16 protein-coding genes are annotated in these 15578 nt (G+C 77.0%); 9 read left to right on the top strand and 7 right to left on the bottom strand.

Translation table 11 applies throughout. The annotated features are described in order from the left end of the window. Positions 1-7 precede the first annotated feature (7 nt). Entirely contained in the window at positions 8-1015 is a 1008-nt protein-coding gene (gene ku / locus IEY75_RS05440) for a non-homologous end joining protein Ku (protein ID WP_189113099.1), read from the bottom strand. A gap of 58 nt (positions 1016-1073) precedes the next feature. Here ku and ligD (IEY75_RS05435) point away from each other — a divergent pair, with 58 nt between their 5' ends. From ligD (IEY75_RS05435) to IEY75_RS05415, 5 genes are all read left to right on the top strand, one after another. Continuing rightward, on the top strand, positions 1074-2012 hold the full coding sequence (gene ligD, locus IEY75_RS05435; protein ID WP_189113098.1) for a non-homologous end-joining DNA ligase: 939 nt from the start codon (positions 1074-1076) through the stop codon (positions 2010-2012). After that, positions 2009-2926 (top strand): non-homologous end-joining DNA ligase, encoded by a 918-nt coding sequence (gene ligD, locus IEY75_RS05430; RefSeq protein WP_189113097.1) that lies wholly within the window; start codon positions 2009-2011, stop codon positions 2924-2926. The genes ligD (IEY75_RS05435) and ligD (IEY75_RS05430) overlap by 4 nt, the downstream gene beginning before the upstream one ends. Positions 2927-3142: 216 nt before the next feature. Continuing rightward, entirely contained in the window at positions 3143-3763 is a 621-nt protein-coding gene (locus IEY75_RS05425; RefSeq protein WP_189113096.1) for a DUF4360 domain-containing protein, read from the top strand. 216 nt (positions 3764-3979) lie between these two features. After that, positions 3980-4654: a DUF4360 domain-containing protein gene (locus IEY75_RS05420; protein WP_189113095.1), complete on the top strand. Its 675-nt coding sequence runs from the start codon at positions 3980-3982 to the stop codon at positions 4652-4654. A gap of 132 nt (positions 4655-4786) precedes the next feature. Beyond that, entirely contained in the window at positions 4787-5350 is a 564-nt protein-coding gene (locus tag IEY75_RS05415) for a DUF4360 domain-containing protein (RefSeq protein ID WP_189113094.1), read from the top strand. On the opposite strand, the gene IEY75_RS05410 is transcribed toward IEY75_RS05415, so the two are convergent. Together IEY75_RS05410 and IEY75_RS05405 are read right to left on the bottom strand one after the other, a co-directional pair. Continuing rightward, on the bottom strand, positions 5351-7012 hold the full coding sequence (locus IEY75_RS05410; protein ID WP_189113093.1) for a DNA repair helicase XPB: 1662 nt from the start codon (positions 7010-7012) through the stop codon (positions 5351-5353). Between the two features lie 76 nt (positions 7013-7088). After that, on the bottom strand, positions 7089-9506 hold the full coding sequence (locus tag IEY75_RS05405) for a helicase-associated domain-containing protein (RefSeq protein WP_189113092.1): 2418 nt from the start codon (positions 9504-9506) through the stop codon (positions 7089-7091). 64 nt (positions 9507-9570) lie between these two features. On the opposite strand from IEY75_RS05405, the gene IEY75_RS05400 reads away from it, so the two are divergent. Beyond that, complete coding sequence (locus IEY75_RS05400; RefSeq protein WP_229789372.1) at positions 9571-10170, top strand: HAD family hydrolase; 600 nt, start codon at positions 9571-9573, stop codon at positions 10168-10170. An 84-nt stretch (positions 10171-10254) separates the two neighbouring features. Then, the gene (locus IEY75_RS05395) at positions 10255-10641 is read left to right on the top strand and encodes a cold-shock protein (protein ID WP_189113090.1); all 387 of its coding nucleotides are present in this window, start codon (positions 10255-10257) and stop codon (positions 10639-10641) included. Positions 10642-10674: 33 nt separating this feature from the next. Here IEY75_RS05395 and IEY75_RS05390 read toward each other — a convergent pair whose 3' ends face one another. The 3 genes from IEY75_RS05390 to IEY75_RS05380 are packed head-to-tail and all read right to left on the bottom strand — an operon-like array spanning position 10675 to position 13731. Further along, entirely contained in the window at positions 10675-11487 is an 813-nt protein-coding gene (locus tag IEY75_RS05390) for a 1,4-dihydroxy-6-naphtoate synthase (protein WP_189113089.1), read from the bottom strand. Between the two features lie 58 nt (positions 11488-11545). Next, positions 11546-12202: a futalosine hydrolase gene (locus IEY75_RS05385; RefSeq protein WP_189113088.1), complete on the bottom strand. Its 657-nt coding sequence runs from the start codon at positions 12200-12202 to the stop codon at positions 11546-11548. Next, on the bottom strand, positions 12199-13731 hold the full coding sequence (locus IEY75_RS05380; RefSeq protein WP_189113087.1) for a hypothetical protein: 1533 nt from the start codon (positions 13729-13731) through the stop codon (positions 12199-12201). The genes IEY75_RS05385 and IEY75_RS05380 overlap by 4 nt, the downstream gene beginning before the upstream one ends. Positions 13732-13825: 94 nt before the next feature. Here IEY75_RS05380 and IEY75_RS05375 point away from each other — a divergent pair, with 94 nt between their 5' ends. Continuing rightward, positions 13826-14668, top strand: coding sequence for a DUF3027 domain-containing protein (locus IEY75_RS05375; protein ID WP_189113086.1), 843 nt, complete (start codon positions 13826-13828; stop codon positions 14666-14668). Between the two features lie 2 nt (positions 14669-14670). Here IEY75_RS05375 and IEY75_RS20775 read toward each other — a convergent pair whose 3' ends face one another. Then, positions 14671-14856 carry a DUF2530 domain-containing protein gene (locus IEY75_RS20775; RefSeq protein ID WP_229789411.1) on the bottom strand — a complete coding sequence of 62 codons (186 nt, stop codon included), beginning with the start codon at positions 14854-14856 and terminating at the stop codon, positions 14671-14673. A 256-nt stretch (positions 14857-15112) separates the two neighbouring features. On the opposite strand from IEY75_RS20775, the gene IEY75_RS05365 reads away from it, so the two are divergent. Then, on the top strand, positions 15113-15550 hold the full coding sequence (locus tag IEY75_RS05365) for a MarR family winged helix-turn-helix transcriptional regulator (protein WP_189113084.1): 438 nt from the start codon (positions 15113-15115) through the stop codon (positions 15548-15550). The last annotated feature ends 28 nt before the right edge of the window (positions 15551-15578 follow it).

Below are 15578 nucleotides of genomic sequence, written 5' to 3'. Positions count from 1 at the left end.
GCGGGGCTCAGGCGGTCTTGCGCGGGCGGGCGGCCTTCTTCGCCGGCTTGGTCGCCTTCGCCGTCCCCGCCGCGGTCTTCTTGGCCGCCTTCGCGGCGCCGGCCTTCTTCGCCGGCTCGGCCGGGGGATCGGCCACGCGCAGGTGGCTGGCCTTCACCCCGGCCTTCTTCGCCCCGGCCTTCTGCGGCCCGGTCTTCGCACCGGCGCGCGGGTGGGGCGCGCGGCCGGGCTCCTCGCCGCGGGCGGCCTGGGCCCGCTCGACCGACGCCCGCAGCGCCGCCATGAGGTCGATGGCGGGCGCCGGGGCAGCCTCGGGCTCCTCGGCCTGGACGACCTCCCGGCCGGCCAGCTTGGCGTCGATGACCTCCTGGAGCGCCGCGCGGTAGTCGTCGGTGTACTCGGCCGGGGCGAACTCGCCGACCATCGAGTCCACCAGCGACGAGGCCATCGCCAGCTCCTGCGGCCGGACCCGGAGGTCCTCGTCCAGGAAGCCGAACGCCGGGCTGCGCACCTCGTCGGGCCACAGCATCGTGTTCAGCACCAGCACGCCCTCGCGGACCCGCAGCGTGGCCAACTGCTCGCGCTGGCGCAGCGCCACCTTCACGATCGCGACCCGCTCGGAGTCCAGCAGCGCCTCGCGCAGCAGCACGTACGGCTTGGCGGCGGCGCCCTCGGGCTCCAGGTAGTACGCCTTGGCGTACAGGATCGGGTCGACCTGGTCGGCCGGTACGAACTGGAGGACGTCGATCGCCCGGGACGTGCTCAGCGGCAGGTCGGCGAAGTCGTCGTCGGTGAGGATGACCAGCTCGCCGCCACCGGCGTCGTACCCCTTGGCGATCTCGTCGTACGAGACCTCCGCGCCGCACACCTGGCAGGTCCTTTTGTACCGGATCCGGCCGCCGTCGGCGGCGTGCACCTGGTGGAAGCGGATGTCCTTCTCCTCGGTGGCGGAGTAGAGCTTCACCCCGATCGAGACCAGCCCGAACGAGACCGCACCCTTCCAGACAGCGCGCATGGCGCACCCCTCACCGAGAACCCGTCGCCACCCGTCCCCGATGTCTAGCATGATCAGGGTGTCCGGGGGTCCGTTTCGTCCGATGCTGGCCACTACCGGGTCTATGCCGGTAGGCGCGCAGTGGGCGTACGAGTTCAAGTGGGACGGCGTGCGGGCCATCGCCCACGCCGCCGAGGGGCGGCTGCGCCTGTACGCCCGCGGCGGCGCGGAGATCACCGCGGCGTACCCGGAGCTGGCGCCGCTGGCCGCCGCGCTGCCGCCGGACACCGTCCTGGACGGGGAGGTGGTGGCCCTGGACACCGCGGGCGTGCCGAGCTTCGTGGCGCTGGCCGAGCGGATGCACGTGCGCGACCCCGCCCGGGCGGCGGCGCTGGCCGCCACCCGGCCCGTCACGTACATGATCTTCGACGTGCCGCGGCTGGCAGGCGAGGACGTGTCCGGGCGCCCCTACGACGCCCGGCGCGCGCTGCTGGACGCACTGGCCCCGGCCGGGCCGCACTGGGTGGCGCCGCCGTCCTTCGGCGACGGCGCGGCCACCGCCGCGGCCGCCCGCGCGCACGGGCTGGAGGGGCTGGTGGCCAAGCGGCGGGACGCGCCGTACCGGCCGGGCGGCCGCACCGGCGACTGGGTCAAGCTCAAGTGGCACACCTCGGACGACTTCGTCGTCGGCGGCTGGCGCCCCGGCGCCCGGCGCATCGGCGCGCTGCTGCTCGGCGCCCCGGGCGCCGGCGGCCTGAGCTACCGGGGCCGCTGCGGGGGCGGGATCAGCGCCGCCGCCGAGCGGGACCTGCTGGCCCACCTCGTCCCCGGCGGGGCCGACCCGTTCGCGGACCTGCCGGCCGCCGACGCCCGGGGGGCCCGGTGGGCGGTGCCGTCGGTGGTGGTGGAGGTCCGCTACGCGCACCGCACCCCGGACGGGCGCCTGCGCTTCCCCTGCTTCCTGCGCCGCCGCCCGGACCGGACCCCGGCCGACCTGGCCGCGGGGGAGGCGGGGTGAGCCCGGCCGGCGGCCCGCGGGTGCGGGTGACGGTCGAGGGCCGGGAGCTGGAGCTGTCGAACCTGGACAAGGTGCTCTACCCGGAGGCCGGCTTCACCAAGGGTGAGGTGATCCACTACTACACCGCGGTGGCGCCGGTCCTGCTGCCGCACCTGGCCGACCGGGCGCTGACCCGGATCCGGTACCCCGACGGGGTGGCCGCGGGGTCGTTCTTCGAGAAGAACGCGCCGGCCGCGACGCCCGCGTGGGTGCGGACGCACACCCTGCCGGTACCGGGCTCCAGTCGTGGGCGGGAGACGCTGGACTACGTCGTCGCCGACGACCTGCCGACGCTGGTCTGGCTGGCCAACCTCGCCGCCATCGAGCTGCACACCCCGCAGTGGCGGATCGGCGCCGACCCCGACCTGCTCGTCGTCGACCTGGACCCCGGGCCGCCGGCCGGCCTCCCCGACTGCGCGCGGACCGCCCTGGCCGTCGCCGACCTGATGGCCGCCGACGGCCTCGCCCCGCTGCCGAAGACCTCCGGGCGCAAGGGGATGCAGCTCGCCGCGGCCGTGTCGGGCCGGCAGTCGGCGGAGGTCGTGTCGGGGTACGTGCGGCGGATCGCGCAGCGGCTCGCGCGGGAGCGGCCGGCCGAGGTCACTGCCACGATGGCCAGGCGGCTGCGGACGGGGAAGGTGTTCCTGGACTGGAGCCAGAACAACGCGGCCAAGACGACCGTGGCCCCGTACTCCCTGCGGGGTGGCCCGTCGCCGACGGTGTCGACGCCGCTGACGTGGGATGAGGTCCGGGCGCTCGCCGACGGCGCCGCCCCGGCGCGGATGGCGTCGCCGGCCGAGGCGCTCGCGCGCGCCGCCGCGGGCGACCTGTGGGCGCCGCTGCTGGCTGCCGGCCCGTCGGTGCCGACCGGCTGAGCCGGCGGAATTACCGTTGCCGCGGGCGCCGGATTCCACGTATGCGCGTGTTCTGTGACCGGGCGTGCCCGTTCCGGCGATATGCGGGCCGCCGCCGCGCGGACCGGGCTGTTCCGGCAGGGTGGGCGAGCCGTTCGCGGATTTACTCCGGTCGATAGACCGTGCTACCAATGACCGTCGATCCGGGGAGCGGGTCGCCCTGGGGAGGGGACGAGCATGAGACTGCGTACAACCGTGACGGCGACCGGCGTCATCGCCACGCTGCTGACCGGTGTGGCCGCGGCCGGCGCGTCGGCGAGTGCCCGTCCCGGACCGGGATTCGGCATCGAGGTGCAGAACCTGCACGGTTCGGGGTGCCGGAAGAAGGACACCGACGCCGTCCTGTCGAACGACAATATGGCGCTGACGATCATCTATTCCGGGTTCGTGGCCGAACTGGGCCGGAAGGCCAAGGACGCCCGCAAGGAGTGCCGCCTGACGCTGCGTGTCAAGGCCCCGAAGGGCAACCGGTACACCGTCACCGGAATACAGCAGCGCGGATACGCCGACATCGCCCAGGGCGCCACGGGCACCTTCACCGCGGTGTACAACTACCCGGGCAAGAACCCGCTGTACACGGTCACCAGGGACTTCGGCCCGACCGTCGGCGCCTGGCAGGACAACACGCCGGCCGCGGCGGAGTGGTCGCCGTGCGACGCCCACAAGCCCTTCAAGGTCGACACCGACCTGATCATCAAGGGCAAGGGCGATCAGGCCGCCGGCAGCTCGCTGACGATCGACTCGACCGACGTCGACGCCGCCAGCACCACCCTCCGGCTGCGCTGGGAGAAGTGCTGAGGTAACGGGCCTTCCGCCCGCTGTCGCATTTTCCGGTATACCGGCGCGGTGCCCCTTAGGTGCCCGCCGGTTTTCCGGCGCTGCCCCGCCGCGTGCCCGGTCCGCCGGCATTTGGGGAGGTCCCGCCGGCTGCGGGCCGGGCATCCGCGGCCGATCCGGCCGGGCCGCCGACGCTGTTACGAACTGTTCTTCCGTCCTTACTGAGGGAGAACAGACATGCAGTTCGGTACCCGCGCCGCGGGCGCACTGGGCGCCACGGCGGCCCTGCTGGCCGCCGGCGCACCCGCCTCGGCGGGCCCGCCGAGGCACCACCTCCAGCCCCCGCCCGGCGTGGCCGCGCCGGCCCCGCCGCCGCCCCCGGCGTACGGCATCGTGGTGGACCGGATCACCGGCTCGGGCTGCGCCCCCGACACCGCCGCGGTCACCCTCTCCGCCGACAACACCGCGCTGACCGTCACCTACGGCGACTACTCGGTCGAGCTGGCCGCCGGTCAGCGCAAGGCCCGCAAGGACTGCCGCGTCACGGTGCGGGTCCGGTCGCCCCGGGGCAGCCAGTACGCGGTCACCGCGGTACAGCAGCGCGGTTTCGCTGATATCGGCGCCCATGTCCGCGGTACCTTCGCCGCGGACTACCGGTATGCGCGCGGGCGCTCGGTCTACGAGGCCGAGAAGCGATTCGCCGCCGGTACTTCGGGCGTGTGGCAGGACAACGCCGCGGACCTGCGTTGGTCGCGCTGCGCCGAGGACCGGCCACTCCATATCGACTCGTCCATCACACTCCGGGGCCGGGGTTCGGACGAGTCCACATCGTTCCTGGCTGTCGACTCCACGGACGCCGACGCGGCGGGCACCACCCTCCGGCTGAATTGGCGGAATTGCCGTTTCTGGTAGACACGCCACGTTCGCGGTTCATTTCGGATGGTGCCGATATCCAATTTCTACTCTCGCGTAGCATCGACATCCCCCACGACGTCATGAATGATTGCCCGCGTTTGCCATCACGTGACATCGAGAGGAATCCAGATGCGAGTGAGTGGAACGACGGCGCGCGTGCTGACCGTGGCCGGTGGCCTGCTGCTGGCCGGCACCCTGCCCGCCGCCCCGGCCCGGGCGGACGGGTCGCTGAAGGTCGACCTCGTCAGCGCGACGGGCACGGGCTGCGCCAGGGACGCCGTCTCCATGACCCCGGACTTCCAGCAGACCCGGTTCGCCATCAAGGGTCTCCAGGCGAACGCGGCCAGCCCGGCCGTGACCTGCGTGCTCACGCTCGACCTCACGGCGCCGAAGAAGCGGAGGTACACGGTCAGCGCCGCGACGATCGGCGGCCGGCGGGTCGTCGAGGCCGGCTCCACCGGCGTGGCCCGGGGCCTCGCCGGGCACGAGAAGGACCGCGTGGAGTTCAGCCAGGCGATCACCGGCGGGACCGGCGCGTGGATCAAGAGCGCCGACCTGGAGCAGCGCAGCAGCGGCTGCGCCAGGACCTACCGCTACACCGTGGACCTGGGCCTCAAGCTGGACCCGGCCAAGGGCGGCGACTCGTTCACCGTCGAGGACCTCGGCCTGAAGTACCTGCTCGAAGACTGCTGATCACTCGCTGGTAGGCAGGGGTGGGCCGAGCACGTCGTCCCCGTCGACGATCGTGTAGGCGTACCCCTGCTCCGCCAGGAACCGCTGCCGGTGCGCCGCGTACTCCACGTCGAGGGTGTCCCGGGCGACCACGCTGTAGAAGTGCGCCTGGCGGCCGTCGGCCTTGGGCCGCAGCACCCGGCCGAGGCGCTGGGCCTCCTCCTGCCGGGAGCCGAAGGTCCCCGACACCTGGATCGCCACGGCCGCCTCGGGCAGGTCGATCGAGAAGTTGCCGACCCGGGAGAGCACCAGCGTCGTCAGCTCGCCCCGCCGGAACGCGTCGAACAGCCGCTCCCGCTCCTTGTTCGTCGTCGAGCCCTGCACCACCGGGGCGTCGAGGAACTCGCCGAGCTGCGCCAACTGCTCCAGGTACGCGCCGATGACCAGGACCTGGTCGGCGGCGTGCCGGTCGCGCAGGGCGCGGACCACCGGCAGCTTCGTGCGGGCGGTGGCCGCCAGCCGGTACCGGTCCTCGGCCTCCGCGGTCGCGTACGCCATCCGCTCCGCGTCGGTCAGCGTCACCCGCACCTCGGTGCAGTCGGCCGGCGCGATCCAGCCCTGCGCCTCGACGTCCTTCCACGGCGCGTCGTACCGCTTCGGGCCGATCAGCGAGAACACGTCGCCCTCGCGGCCGTCCTCGCGCACCAGCGTCGCGGTCAGCCCCAGCCGGCGGCGCGCCTGGAGGTCGGCGGTGAACCGGAAGATCGGCGCCGGCAGCAGGTGCACCTCGTCGTAGACGACCAGCCCCCAGTCTCGGGCGCCGAACAGGTCCAGGTGGGTGAAGACGCCGCCGCGCCGGGCCGTGAGCACCTGGTACGTGGCGATGGTGACCGGCCGGATCTCCTTGCGCTCGCCGCTGTACTCGCCGATCTCGTCCTCGGTCAGCGTCGTCCGGGCCACCAGTTCGCGCTTCCACTGCCGGCCGGCGACGGTGTTGGTGACCAGGATCAGCGTGGTCGCCTCCGCCCGGGCCATCGCCGCCGCCCCGACCAGGGTCTTGCCGGCGCCGCAGGGCAGCACCACCACGCCCGAGCCGCCCAGCCAGAAGTGCTCCACCGCCTCCGCCTGGTACCGCCGCAGCTCCCAGCCGTCGGGGTCCAGCGCGATCGGGTGCGCCTCCCCGTCGACGTAGCCGGCCTGGTCCTCCGCCGGCCAGCCCAGCTTCAGCAGCGCCTGCTTGAGCCGGCCGCGCTCGCTCGGGTGGACGGCGAGGGTGTCGTCGCCGAGCCGGGCGCCGAACATCCCGGCGAGCTTCTTGGCGCGGCTGACCTCGGTGAGCACCGCCAGGTCGGAGCCGTGCAGCACCAGCCCGTGCACGGGGTCGTTGCGCAGCGTCAGGCGGCCGTACCGGTCCATCGTCTCGGCGACGTCGACCAGCAGGCCGTGCGGCACCGGGTACCGCGACCAGCGCAGCAGCGCGTCCACGACCGCCTCCGCGTCGTGGCCGGCGGCCCGGGCGTTCCACAGGCCCAGCGGCGTCAGCCGGTACGTGTGCACGTGCTCGGGCGAGCGCTCCAGCTCCGCGAACGGCGCGATGGCCGCGCGGCAGGCCGCCGCGTCGGGATGGTCGACCTCCAGCAGCAGCGTCTTGTCCGACTGGACGATCAGCGGTCCACCGCTCACCCGGCACCCCTCCCTGACGGCAACATGCCAGTCTCCCACGGCGGCCGCGTTCCTCCCAGTCGCGCGGACGGCCAGGTCAGGCCGGTACGGCGGCCGTGATCCGGTGCAGCGCGAAGGTGTGCAGCGTCTCGGTGCGTTCGTCCTCGGCGCGCAGGTAGCCCGCCGCCAGCGACACCGGCAGCAGCAGCCGCGACAGCGTCGCCCCGTGCGGGTCGACGTACCCCACCCACACCGGCCGGCGGTCCCGCACCGCCTGCTGGAGGACCGCGATCGCCTCCGTGTGCGACTGGACCGCGGCCGGGCCGCTGTCCACCTGGCCCTGCGCGGCGCGCAGCGCGGCCGGCGCCCGGCGGATCGTCGAGGCGCGGGCCTCGCCGCGGCGCAACTGGTCCACGATCCCGGCCAGCCGGACGTCGGTCAGCGCCGGCACGGCGGGGTTGACCGGCCGGCGCGGGGCGGCGCCGCCGGGCGCGCGGCGGGTCCGCGGGCTGGCCAGCACCGCCGCGCCCGCGGCGTCCTCGGGCACCGGCGCGTAGCCGGCGTCGCGCAGCGCCTGCACCAGGCGGGCCTGCGGGAACGGGCTCACCAGCACGGTCGCCGCCAGCCGCCGCAGCGCCAGCGGCGCGAGTCGCCGGTCGGCGGCCGCCTCGGCGAGCAGGGCCTCGTCGTCGCTGCGCAGGTACGCCGCCGCGCTGCCCGCCCGCAGTCCGCCGTGCCGCCGGCCCAGGTCGTCGACGAGGTACGTGAGGGTCTGGGGCACCGGCGTGCGGGAGCGCCGGCCGAACAGGCCGTGCAGGTCGTCGGTGGTGTACCCGGCGTCCAGCGCCCGGCGGACGCTGGCCTCGGTGACCCGGTACACGTCGGCGCCGCCGCCGGACTCGTGGTCGGCGGCCAGCTCCAACTCCGCCGCCAGGGTCGGCTCCGGCGGACCGGGTACGACGACGGTCAGGTCGGCCTGGAGCAGGACGTGGTCGACGGGCGCCGGCAGCAGCGGGTCCAGCGCGACGGCCAGCGGGTCCAGCGCCGCGGCCGCGCCGCGGACGCCGAGCGGGTCCTCGTCGGCCGGCTCGACCGGCGTGAGCAGGAGCCGGCCGTACGACGTGAGCGCCCCCCGCCCGGTCACCCCCAGCCGGGCCGCCTCCGCCGCCGCCTGCCGGGCGGCCGCCTCGCGGCCCAGCACCCGCCGCGGCCACCGCCAGGCGGCGTGGTCCACCAGCGCCTCGTCGCCGGGGGCGGCGCCGTCGCCGAGTGCGGCCAGCGCGGCCAGCACCGCCCGCCGGACCACCGGCGCCCCGGACCGCTCCACCTCGGCCGCCAGGGCGTTGACCGGCCGGTCCCGGTCGTCCCGGGAGCCCACGAGGCCGGGCTGCCGGGGCATCACCCACCACGCGTCGGCGAGCGCCGACCAGCGGGCGGCCAGCGGGCTGACCCGCCACGTGTCGTAGCGCGGGGTCGGCAGCAGCCCCGGTACCGACTGCGACTCCACCTCGGCCACCAGCCCGGCGGCGGCGCACACCTCCAGCAGCAGGGCGGCCGTCGGCTCGTCCACGCCCGCGGCGCGGGCCAGCCGGCGCAGCGGCTGGACCCCGACGCCGCCGGTGCGCAGCAGGACGACCTGCTCGGCGGCGAGGGCGGCCAGCAGCGCGTCGGCCTGCCGGACCGCCTCCATCGCCTGGCCGGCGCCGGCCGCGTCCGCCTGCCCCTGCTCGCGCGTCGGCCCGACCGGCGGCGGCGTCGGCCGCAGCGGGCCGAGCGCGCCGGTGTCGCGGCGCAGCAGCAGGCCGACCTCGCGCGGCAGCTCCACCGACTCGTACCGGGCGGGGTCGCCCGCGCCGGCCGGAACGCCGGTCGGCGCCAGCAGGTGGGCGTCGACCAGCCAGACGACGGGGCTGTCCGGGTCCGGCCCGCTCTCCCGGCCGCGCCGGCCGCCGGAGCGCCGCTCGGGGCGACCGTTGTCGGCGGCGGCCGACACCGTGCCCACCGGCGGGCCGGCGGCCAGCCGCTCCAGGACCGCCCGGGCCGGCGGCGGCGCCGCCAGGACCGCGCGGCGCAGGCGCGCCGGGTCGGCCGCCAGGGTGGCGGCCGCGGCGCTGAGCTGGACGGCCGGCCGCCCCAGCCCGGCGGGGTACGGGCCGCAGACCTCGTCCACGCCCCCGGCGACCCGCAGGGTGTCCGGCGGCCCGTAGACCAGGTAGCCGGCGCGCAGGGTGGCGAGCGCCGCGGCGGCGGGCGCGGCGGCGGGCGCGGTGTACTCGGCGATCGCCGCCGCGCGCGCCACCCCGTCGGCGTCGCGGGCCAGCCGGACCGCGTCCAGCACCCGCAGGGTGAACTCGTCGAGGGTGTCCAGCGCCCGCGCGGTGCTGTGCCGGGTCTGCGCCCGGGCCGCCAGGGCGGCGAGGTCGGTGGGTACGGGCACGACGAGGTCGGGCCGGCGGCGCAGCAGCGCGGCCAGCCCGGCGTCGTCGAGGGTGCGCAGGACGTCGGCCAGGGACATGGTCCTCCCACGCTACCTGCGACCGGGGTGGCCGGGCGCCCGGCGCCTGGCTAGGGTGGCCGGCGTGGCGGCAGTGGTGGGCTTCGACCTCGACCTCACGCTCGTGGACTCGCGCCCGGGGATCGCCGCCGTCTGGCGCCGGCTCGCCGCCGAGACCGGCGTGGCGATCGACGTGGCGCTGGTGTGCGGCCGGCTCGGCCCGCCGCTCGCCGACGAGATGGCGGCGTGGTTCCCTGCCGACGAGGTGCCCGCGGCGGTGGACCGCTACCGCGCGCTGTACCCGCACCACGCCGTCGACATCAGCCCCGCCATGCCCGGGGCGGCCGAGGCGCTCGCGGCGGTCCGGGGCGCGGGCGGGCGGGTCGTGGTCGTCACCGCCAAGCGCGCCGGGCTGGCGGCCCTGCACCTGGCGCACCTCGGTCTGGCCGCGGACGCGGTGGTGGGGGACCGGTTCGGCCCCGGCAAGACGGCGGCGATCCGGGCGCAGGGCGTCGAGGTGTACGTCGGCGACCACCCGGCCGACATGGCCAGCGCACGGGCGGCGGGGGTGCCCGGGGTCGGGGTCACCACCGGGTCGCACGACGCGGCGGCACTGACCGGGGCGGGCGCGGCGGCGGTCCTGGACGGACTGGGGGCACTGCCGGCCTGGCTCGCCCGAGGTTAGCCTTGGTGTCCGGTTGTCCGGCGCGATCCGGTCGGCCGATCCTGCACGATGCCAGCATTTCCTACGCCGAAGTCGAGGTCAGCGGTGCCGACGGGTCGAGTGAAGTGGTACGACGCGGAGAAGGGCTACGGGTTCGTCACGAGTGACGAGGGCGGGGACGTCTTCCTCCCCAAGGGCTCGCTGCCGAACGGCGTGACCGAAGTCAGGAGCGGGCAGAAGGTCGAGTTCGGCCTCGTGGAGAGCCGCCGCGGCAACCAGGCGCTGGGCGTCACGCTGGTCGACGCCCCGCCGTCGGTGGCCGAGCTGCGCCGCCGGTCGCCGGACGAGCTGCACGGCGTCATCGAAGACATGATCAAGGTCCTGGAGGCCAAGGTCCAGCCGGACCTGCGCCGCGGCCGCTTCCCCGACCGCAGGTCACTCCAGAAGATCGCCCAGGTCGTCCACCACGTCGCCCGCGAGCTGGAGGTCTGAGGCCGCCCGCGGCACCCGCCTGCGCGGACCTCCTCAGCGCAGGCGGGGGGCCGGCGGGGTCAGGCCGGCGGCGGCCGCCCGGTGCAGCAGCGCCTCGGCGGCGGCGTACCCGGGCTCGCCCAGCGCGGCGGTGAACGCGTTGACGTACAGCGCGATGTGCGCGTCCACCACCCCGGGAGCCAGCTCCTGGGCGTGGGCGCGCACATAGGCGCGGCAGGCCCCCGGGTCGGCCCACGCCCGCCGTACCGACTCGGCCACCCAGCCGGCCGCCGCCGCCGGGTCCACGGCGCCGCGGCGGGCGAGGATCGCGCCGAGCGGGATGGGGAGTCCCGTGTCCTCCTCCCACCAGGCGCCGAGGTCGACGACGGCGGTCAGCCCGTGCTCCGGGTAGGTGAAGCGCGCCTCGTGGATCACCAGCCCGGCGTCGTACCGCCCCGCGGCCACCCCCGGCATGATCTCGTGGAACGGCACCACCTCGATCCGCGCCGGTTGCCGCGCGCCGGCCCACAGGCGCATGAGCAGGTACGCCGTCGTCCGGTCGCCCGGTACCGCCACCGCGGCGCCGGCCAGGTCCAGCGTGTCGCCGCGGGCCAGCAGCAGCGGTCCGCAGCCGCGGCCGAGCGCCCCGCCGCACGGCAGCAGGTGGTAGTCGTCCATCAGCCAGGGCAGGGCGGCGTAGCTGACCTTCACCAGGTCGAAGGCGCCGCCGGCCGCCGCGGTGTTGGTGACGTCGACGTCGGCGTACGTCACCTGGACCGGCGGCGCCCCCGGCACCTGCCCGTGCACGAGCGCGTGGAACACGAACGTGTCGTTCGGGCAGGGCGAGATCGCCAGCGACAGACTCACCCGCCCACCGTACGGACCCCGCCGCCGCCGCGGGCGGCCCGGGCACCGCGGGTGCGGGTCAGCGGGCGGCGGCCGGCAGCGCGGCGAGGGCGGGGGCCGCGGCGCCCAGCGCGGCGAAGGCGGCCGGGAGGCGCCAGGCGGCGCGGTCCAGCGGGCCGATGTCGTTGGAGACCGTGCGCAGCTCGACGAACGGCAGGTCCGCCGCGGCCGCCGCCACCGCCGCGCCGAAGCCCTCCATCGCCTCGGCGAGCATCTCGGGGTAGGTCGCGCGCAGGGCGGCCGTGCTCGCGGCGGTACCCGTCACCGTCGTCACCGTGAGGATCTCCCCGACCAGCGCCCCGGGCAGTGCGGCCGCGAGCGCGGCCAACGGCCCCGGCGCGGCGTCGACGCGCGTCACCGCGCCGAACCCGATCTCCTCCAGCGGCTGGAACCCGGCCGGCGTCTCCGCGCCCAGCCAGGCGGCGACCGACCGGCTGCCGAGCACCGTCGCGCCCATCGCGGCGCGGCCGGGCACCCCGCCCGCGATGCCGGCGTTGACCACCAGCGCGTACGGCCGCCCCCGCCCCTCGGCCAGGGCGACCAGGCGCGCGGTGCCGGCGGCGGCCGCCGCCGGGCCGATCCCGACGGCGTGCAGGTCGACGGCCGCGCCCGCGGGCAGGCCCGCGCGCAGCGCGTCGGCCTCCTGCGGGACGGCGGTGACGATGAGGACGGTCACGGCTCTCCCTCGGTCGGGTCGGTGGCCCGCGAGGAGGGCCGGTAGAGGTGGTACCCCGGCCGCGGTTCGGCGGGGGCGGGGCGCCGCTCGGGGCCGGTCCCGGCGTCCCGCGGCTGCGGCACCCCTTCGGCGCCACCGGGCGCCCGGTCGTGCGGCACCTGGGGGGCGCGGCCGCCCGGCGCCCGGTCGGCGCGGTCGCGCGTGGCCCGGTCCGCGCTGCCGTCCGCCCCGTCGGCGGGTGCGCGGCGGGTCCGGGTCGGCAGCGCCGCCCAGGTGAGCGCCGCCGCGCCCGCCAGCGCCGTCAGCGCCGCCGCCGCCACGGCGACGGTCGGCGTCGCCAGCAGCCCGCCGGCCAGTCCGAACGGGACCGCCGCCGTCCGCACCGCCACCGCCCCCACCCCCGGCTCGGCGGCCCGGTCGGCGTGGGCGGCCAGCAGCGCCTGCGCCGCGGTGGCCAGCAGGCACAGCAGCGCGAGCGCCGCGGGCCGGGTCAGCGCGAGCCCGGCCAACCCCCCGGCCGCGACCAGCAGGGCCGGCGGCAGCCAGCGGTACGGGTGGCGCCAGCGGCCCGCCGCCGTGCCGGCCAGCGCGCCGACGGCCACGGCGGCGCCCCCGGCGACGAGTGGCCCGTTGCCGGGCGCGCCGCCGGCGAAGGCGCGCAGGGTCAGCGGTACGACCAGGCCGACGGTGGCCAGCAGCCAGCCCGCCGCGGCCCCGACCGCGGGCCACGGCACCGCCGCGGCGGTGCGGCGGTCGCCCGGGCCTGCGGGAGTGCCGGCGCCGGCACGCGGACCGACGGTGGTCCCGGCGGCGGGTTCCGGGCCGGGACCCGCGGCGGGGGCGGGCAGGCGCAGGGCGGGGACGAGGGCCAGCGCCAGCACCACGAAGGCGAGCTGCGTCGGCCACCGCGGCCCGATCGCCAGCACGACCAGGCCGACCGGCGCGGCGGCGATGCCCGCCACCACGCCCGCCAGCCGGACCCGCGCGCGTACCAGGTCCGCCGGGCCGGGTCCGGGGCGACCCGGTCCGGGGGCGGGGCCGCCGCCGGGCGCGGCGACCGCGCCGATCACCGCGGCGAGCGCGGTGCGCTGTGCCAGGCTCAGCGCCAGCAGCCCGCCGGCCACGGCGTACCAGGTGGCGCCCGGCGGGGTCTGCGCCAGCCACCAGGCGAGGCCGGCCCGCCCGGCGAGGGCCGCCACGGGCACGTACCGCGCCCCGCCGGCCAGCCGGTGTCCGTACCGGAGCGCGCCGTACCCCGCCGCGGCCAGGACCGCGCCCGCCGCCAGCGCGGCGAGCGCGCCGCCGGTGCGCAGGTCCGCGCGGGCCGGGGCGAGCAGGAGCCGCAGCGCGCCGAGCACGATGAGGACGTCCGCGGCACAGGCCGCCGCGTGCACGCGGCGCAGCGGGCGCAGCGGGTCCGGCGCCGGACCGGGGCGGGCGGCCTGGGCCCGACCTGCCCGGACGGCGGTACCGAGCAGCAGGCGGAGCACCCCGCCGAGGACGAACGAGACAGCGCGGAGGACCGGCATGAGCCCATCCTGGCCTACCCCCGCGCGCCCCGCCGTACCGGCCACGCCGCCGGGCGGGGAGTCCGGCAGCGCGCGGCGGGTGCGATGCGGAAGAATGGCGTTCGTGACCAGGACTGCCGCCGCCCGGCCCACCTCCGCGACCCGGCCCCGCCTCGACTCCGCGTGCGCCGGGGCGGTCGATCTGGCGCGCGCGGCGATCACCGAGGCGGCGGCGGACGACGTCGGCGGGCACCTCGGCGCGGTCGCCGAGGGCGAGCGGGCCGCGACCCACTACTTCGGGTGCAAGCTGGACGGCTACGTCGGCTGGCGGTGGGCGGTCACCGTCGCGCGCGTCCCGCGCAGCCGCACCGTGACGGTCTGCGAGACGGTCCTGCTGCCCGGCGACGGCGCGCTGCGCGCCCCGGCGTGGGTGCCGTGGCGCGAGCGCCTGCAACCCGGCGACCTCGGCGTCGGCGACCTCCTGCCGACCTCGGCCGACGACGACCGGCTCGCCCCGGCGTACCAGCTCGCCGACGACCCGGCGGTCGAGGACATCCGCTGGGAGCTGGGCCTGGGCCGGGTGCGGGTGATGTCGCGGCTGGGCCGCGACGAGGCGGCGCAGCGGTGGTACGACGGTGACCACGGGCCGCAGGCGCCGATCGCGGTGGCCGCCCCGCGCACGGCCCGCTGCGGCGGCTGCGGCTTCTACCTGCCGCTGGCCGGCGCGCTGCGCCCCACGTTCGGGGCGTGCGGCAACGTGTACGCCCCGGACGACGGCCGCGTGGTGAGCGTCGACCACGGCTGCGGCGCCCACTCGGAGGTGCTGGTCGAGCAGCCGGCGCCGGTGGAGGAGCTGCCGACGGTGTACGACGACGGCGAGCTGGAGTCGGTGGAGGTGAGCCGGGCGGCGGGCTCGGTCGCCGACGACGAGCCGGCCGAGCCGTACGGGCACGGCTGAGGTCAGCCGGTCCGGCGGCGGTCGTGGCGCACCATCAGGGCCAGCCCCGGCAGGCCCAGCAGGAACCCGGCGAGGCAGATCCACAGCCAGTCGCCGTGCCCGTGGGCTTCCAGCCAGTCCCGGAACAGCAGTAGCGTGAGCCCGGTCCCGCCGAAGGCCACCAGACCGGCGACCGCCACCGGCACCATCGGCGGGTCCAGCGCGGGCAGGCGCCCGCGGGCCGCGCCCGGGCCGGCGCCGTCCCCCGCGGCCGGCCGGCCGGCGGGGACGGCCGCCCGCGGGCCGGGCGTGTCCCGGTCCGTGCCGCCGCGTCCCCCGGTGTCCTCGACCATGACCCCAGGTTACGGCGGCCAGTTGCCGGCCCCATAGTGACCGGTCCCATAAACGGGTGGTAGTTAGCTTGGCAAACGATTACTGTCCTGGACAGAGACGGAGCGTACGGCGATGGCGGAGCGCGGCACGGTCGACCCACGCGAGTTGGCGGTCGCACTGCGGGACGCGATCACCAGGCTCAACCGGCGGGTCCGCCAGGCCCGCCCGGTCGGCGACCTCACCGTCGCCCAGTTGTCGGCGCTGACCAGCCTGGAGCTGGCCGGCACCCTCACCCCCGGAGAGCTGGCCGACCAGGAGCGCGTCCGCCCGCCGACGATGACGAAGATCATCGCCCGGCTCGCGGAGCGCGACCTGGTCGAACGCCGGCCCCACCCGACCGACGGCCGGCAGGCGATCATCGCCGCCACCGCCGAGGGTCGGGCGGTGTACGCGCGGTTCGCGCAGGTCCGGGACGAGTGGCTGACCGGCCGGCTGGTCGAGCTGACCGAGGGCGAGCGGGAGACGCTGGGCGCCGCCGCGGCGATCCTGCGCCGGGTGGCCCGCGACTGACCGCCGACGCCCCGTCCCGGCCGGTGGA

It is taken from the genome of Pilimelia terevasa, assembly GCF_014647915.1.
In the GTDB taxonomy this organism is placed as follows: Bacteria; Actinomycetota; Actinomycetes; order Mycobacteriales; family Micromonosporaceae; genus Pilimelia; species Pilimelia terevasa.
This window is presented reverse-complemented; position numbering and strand designations above follow the sequence as displayed.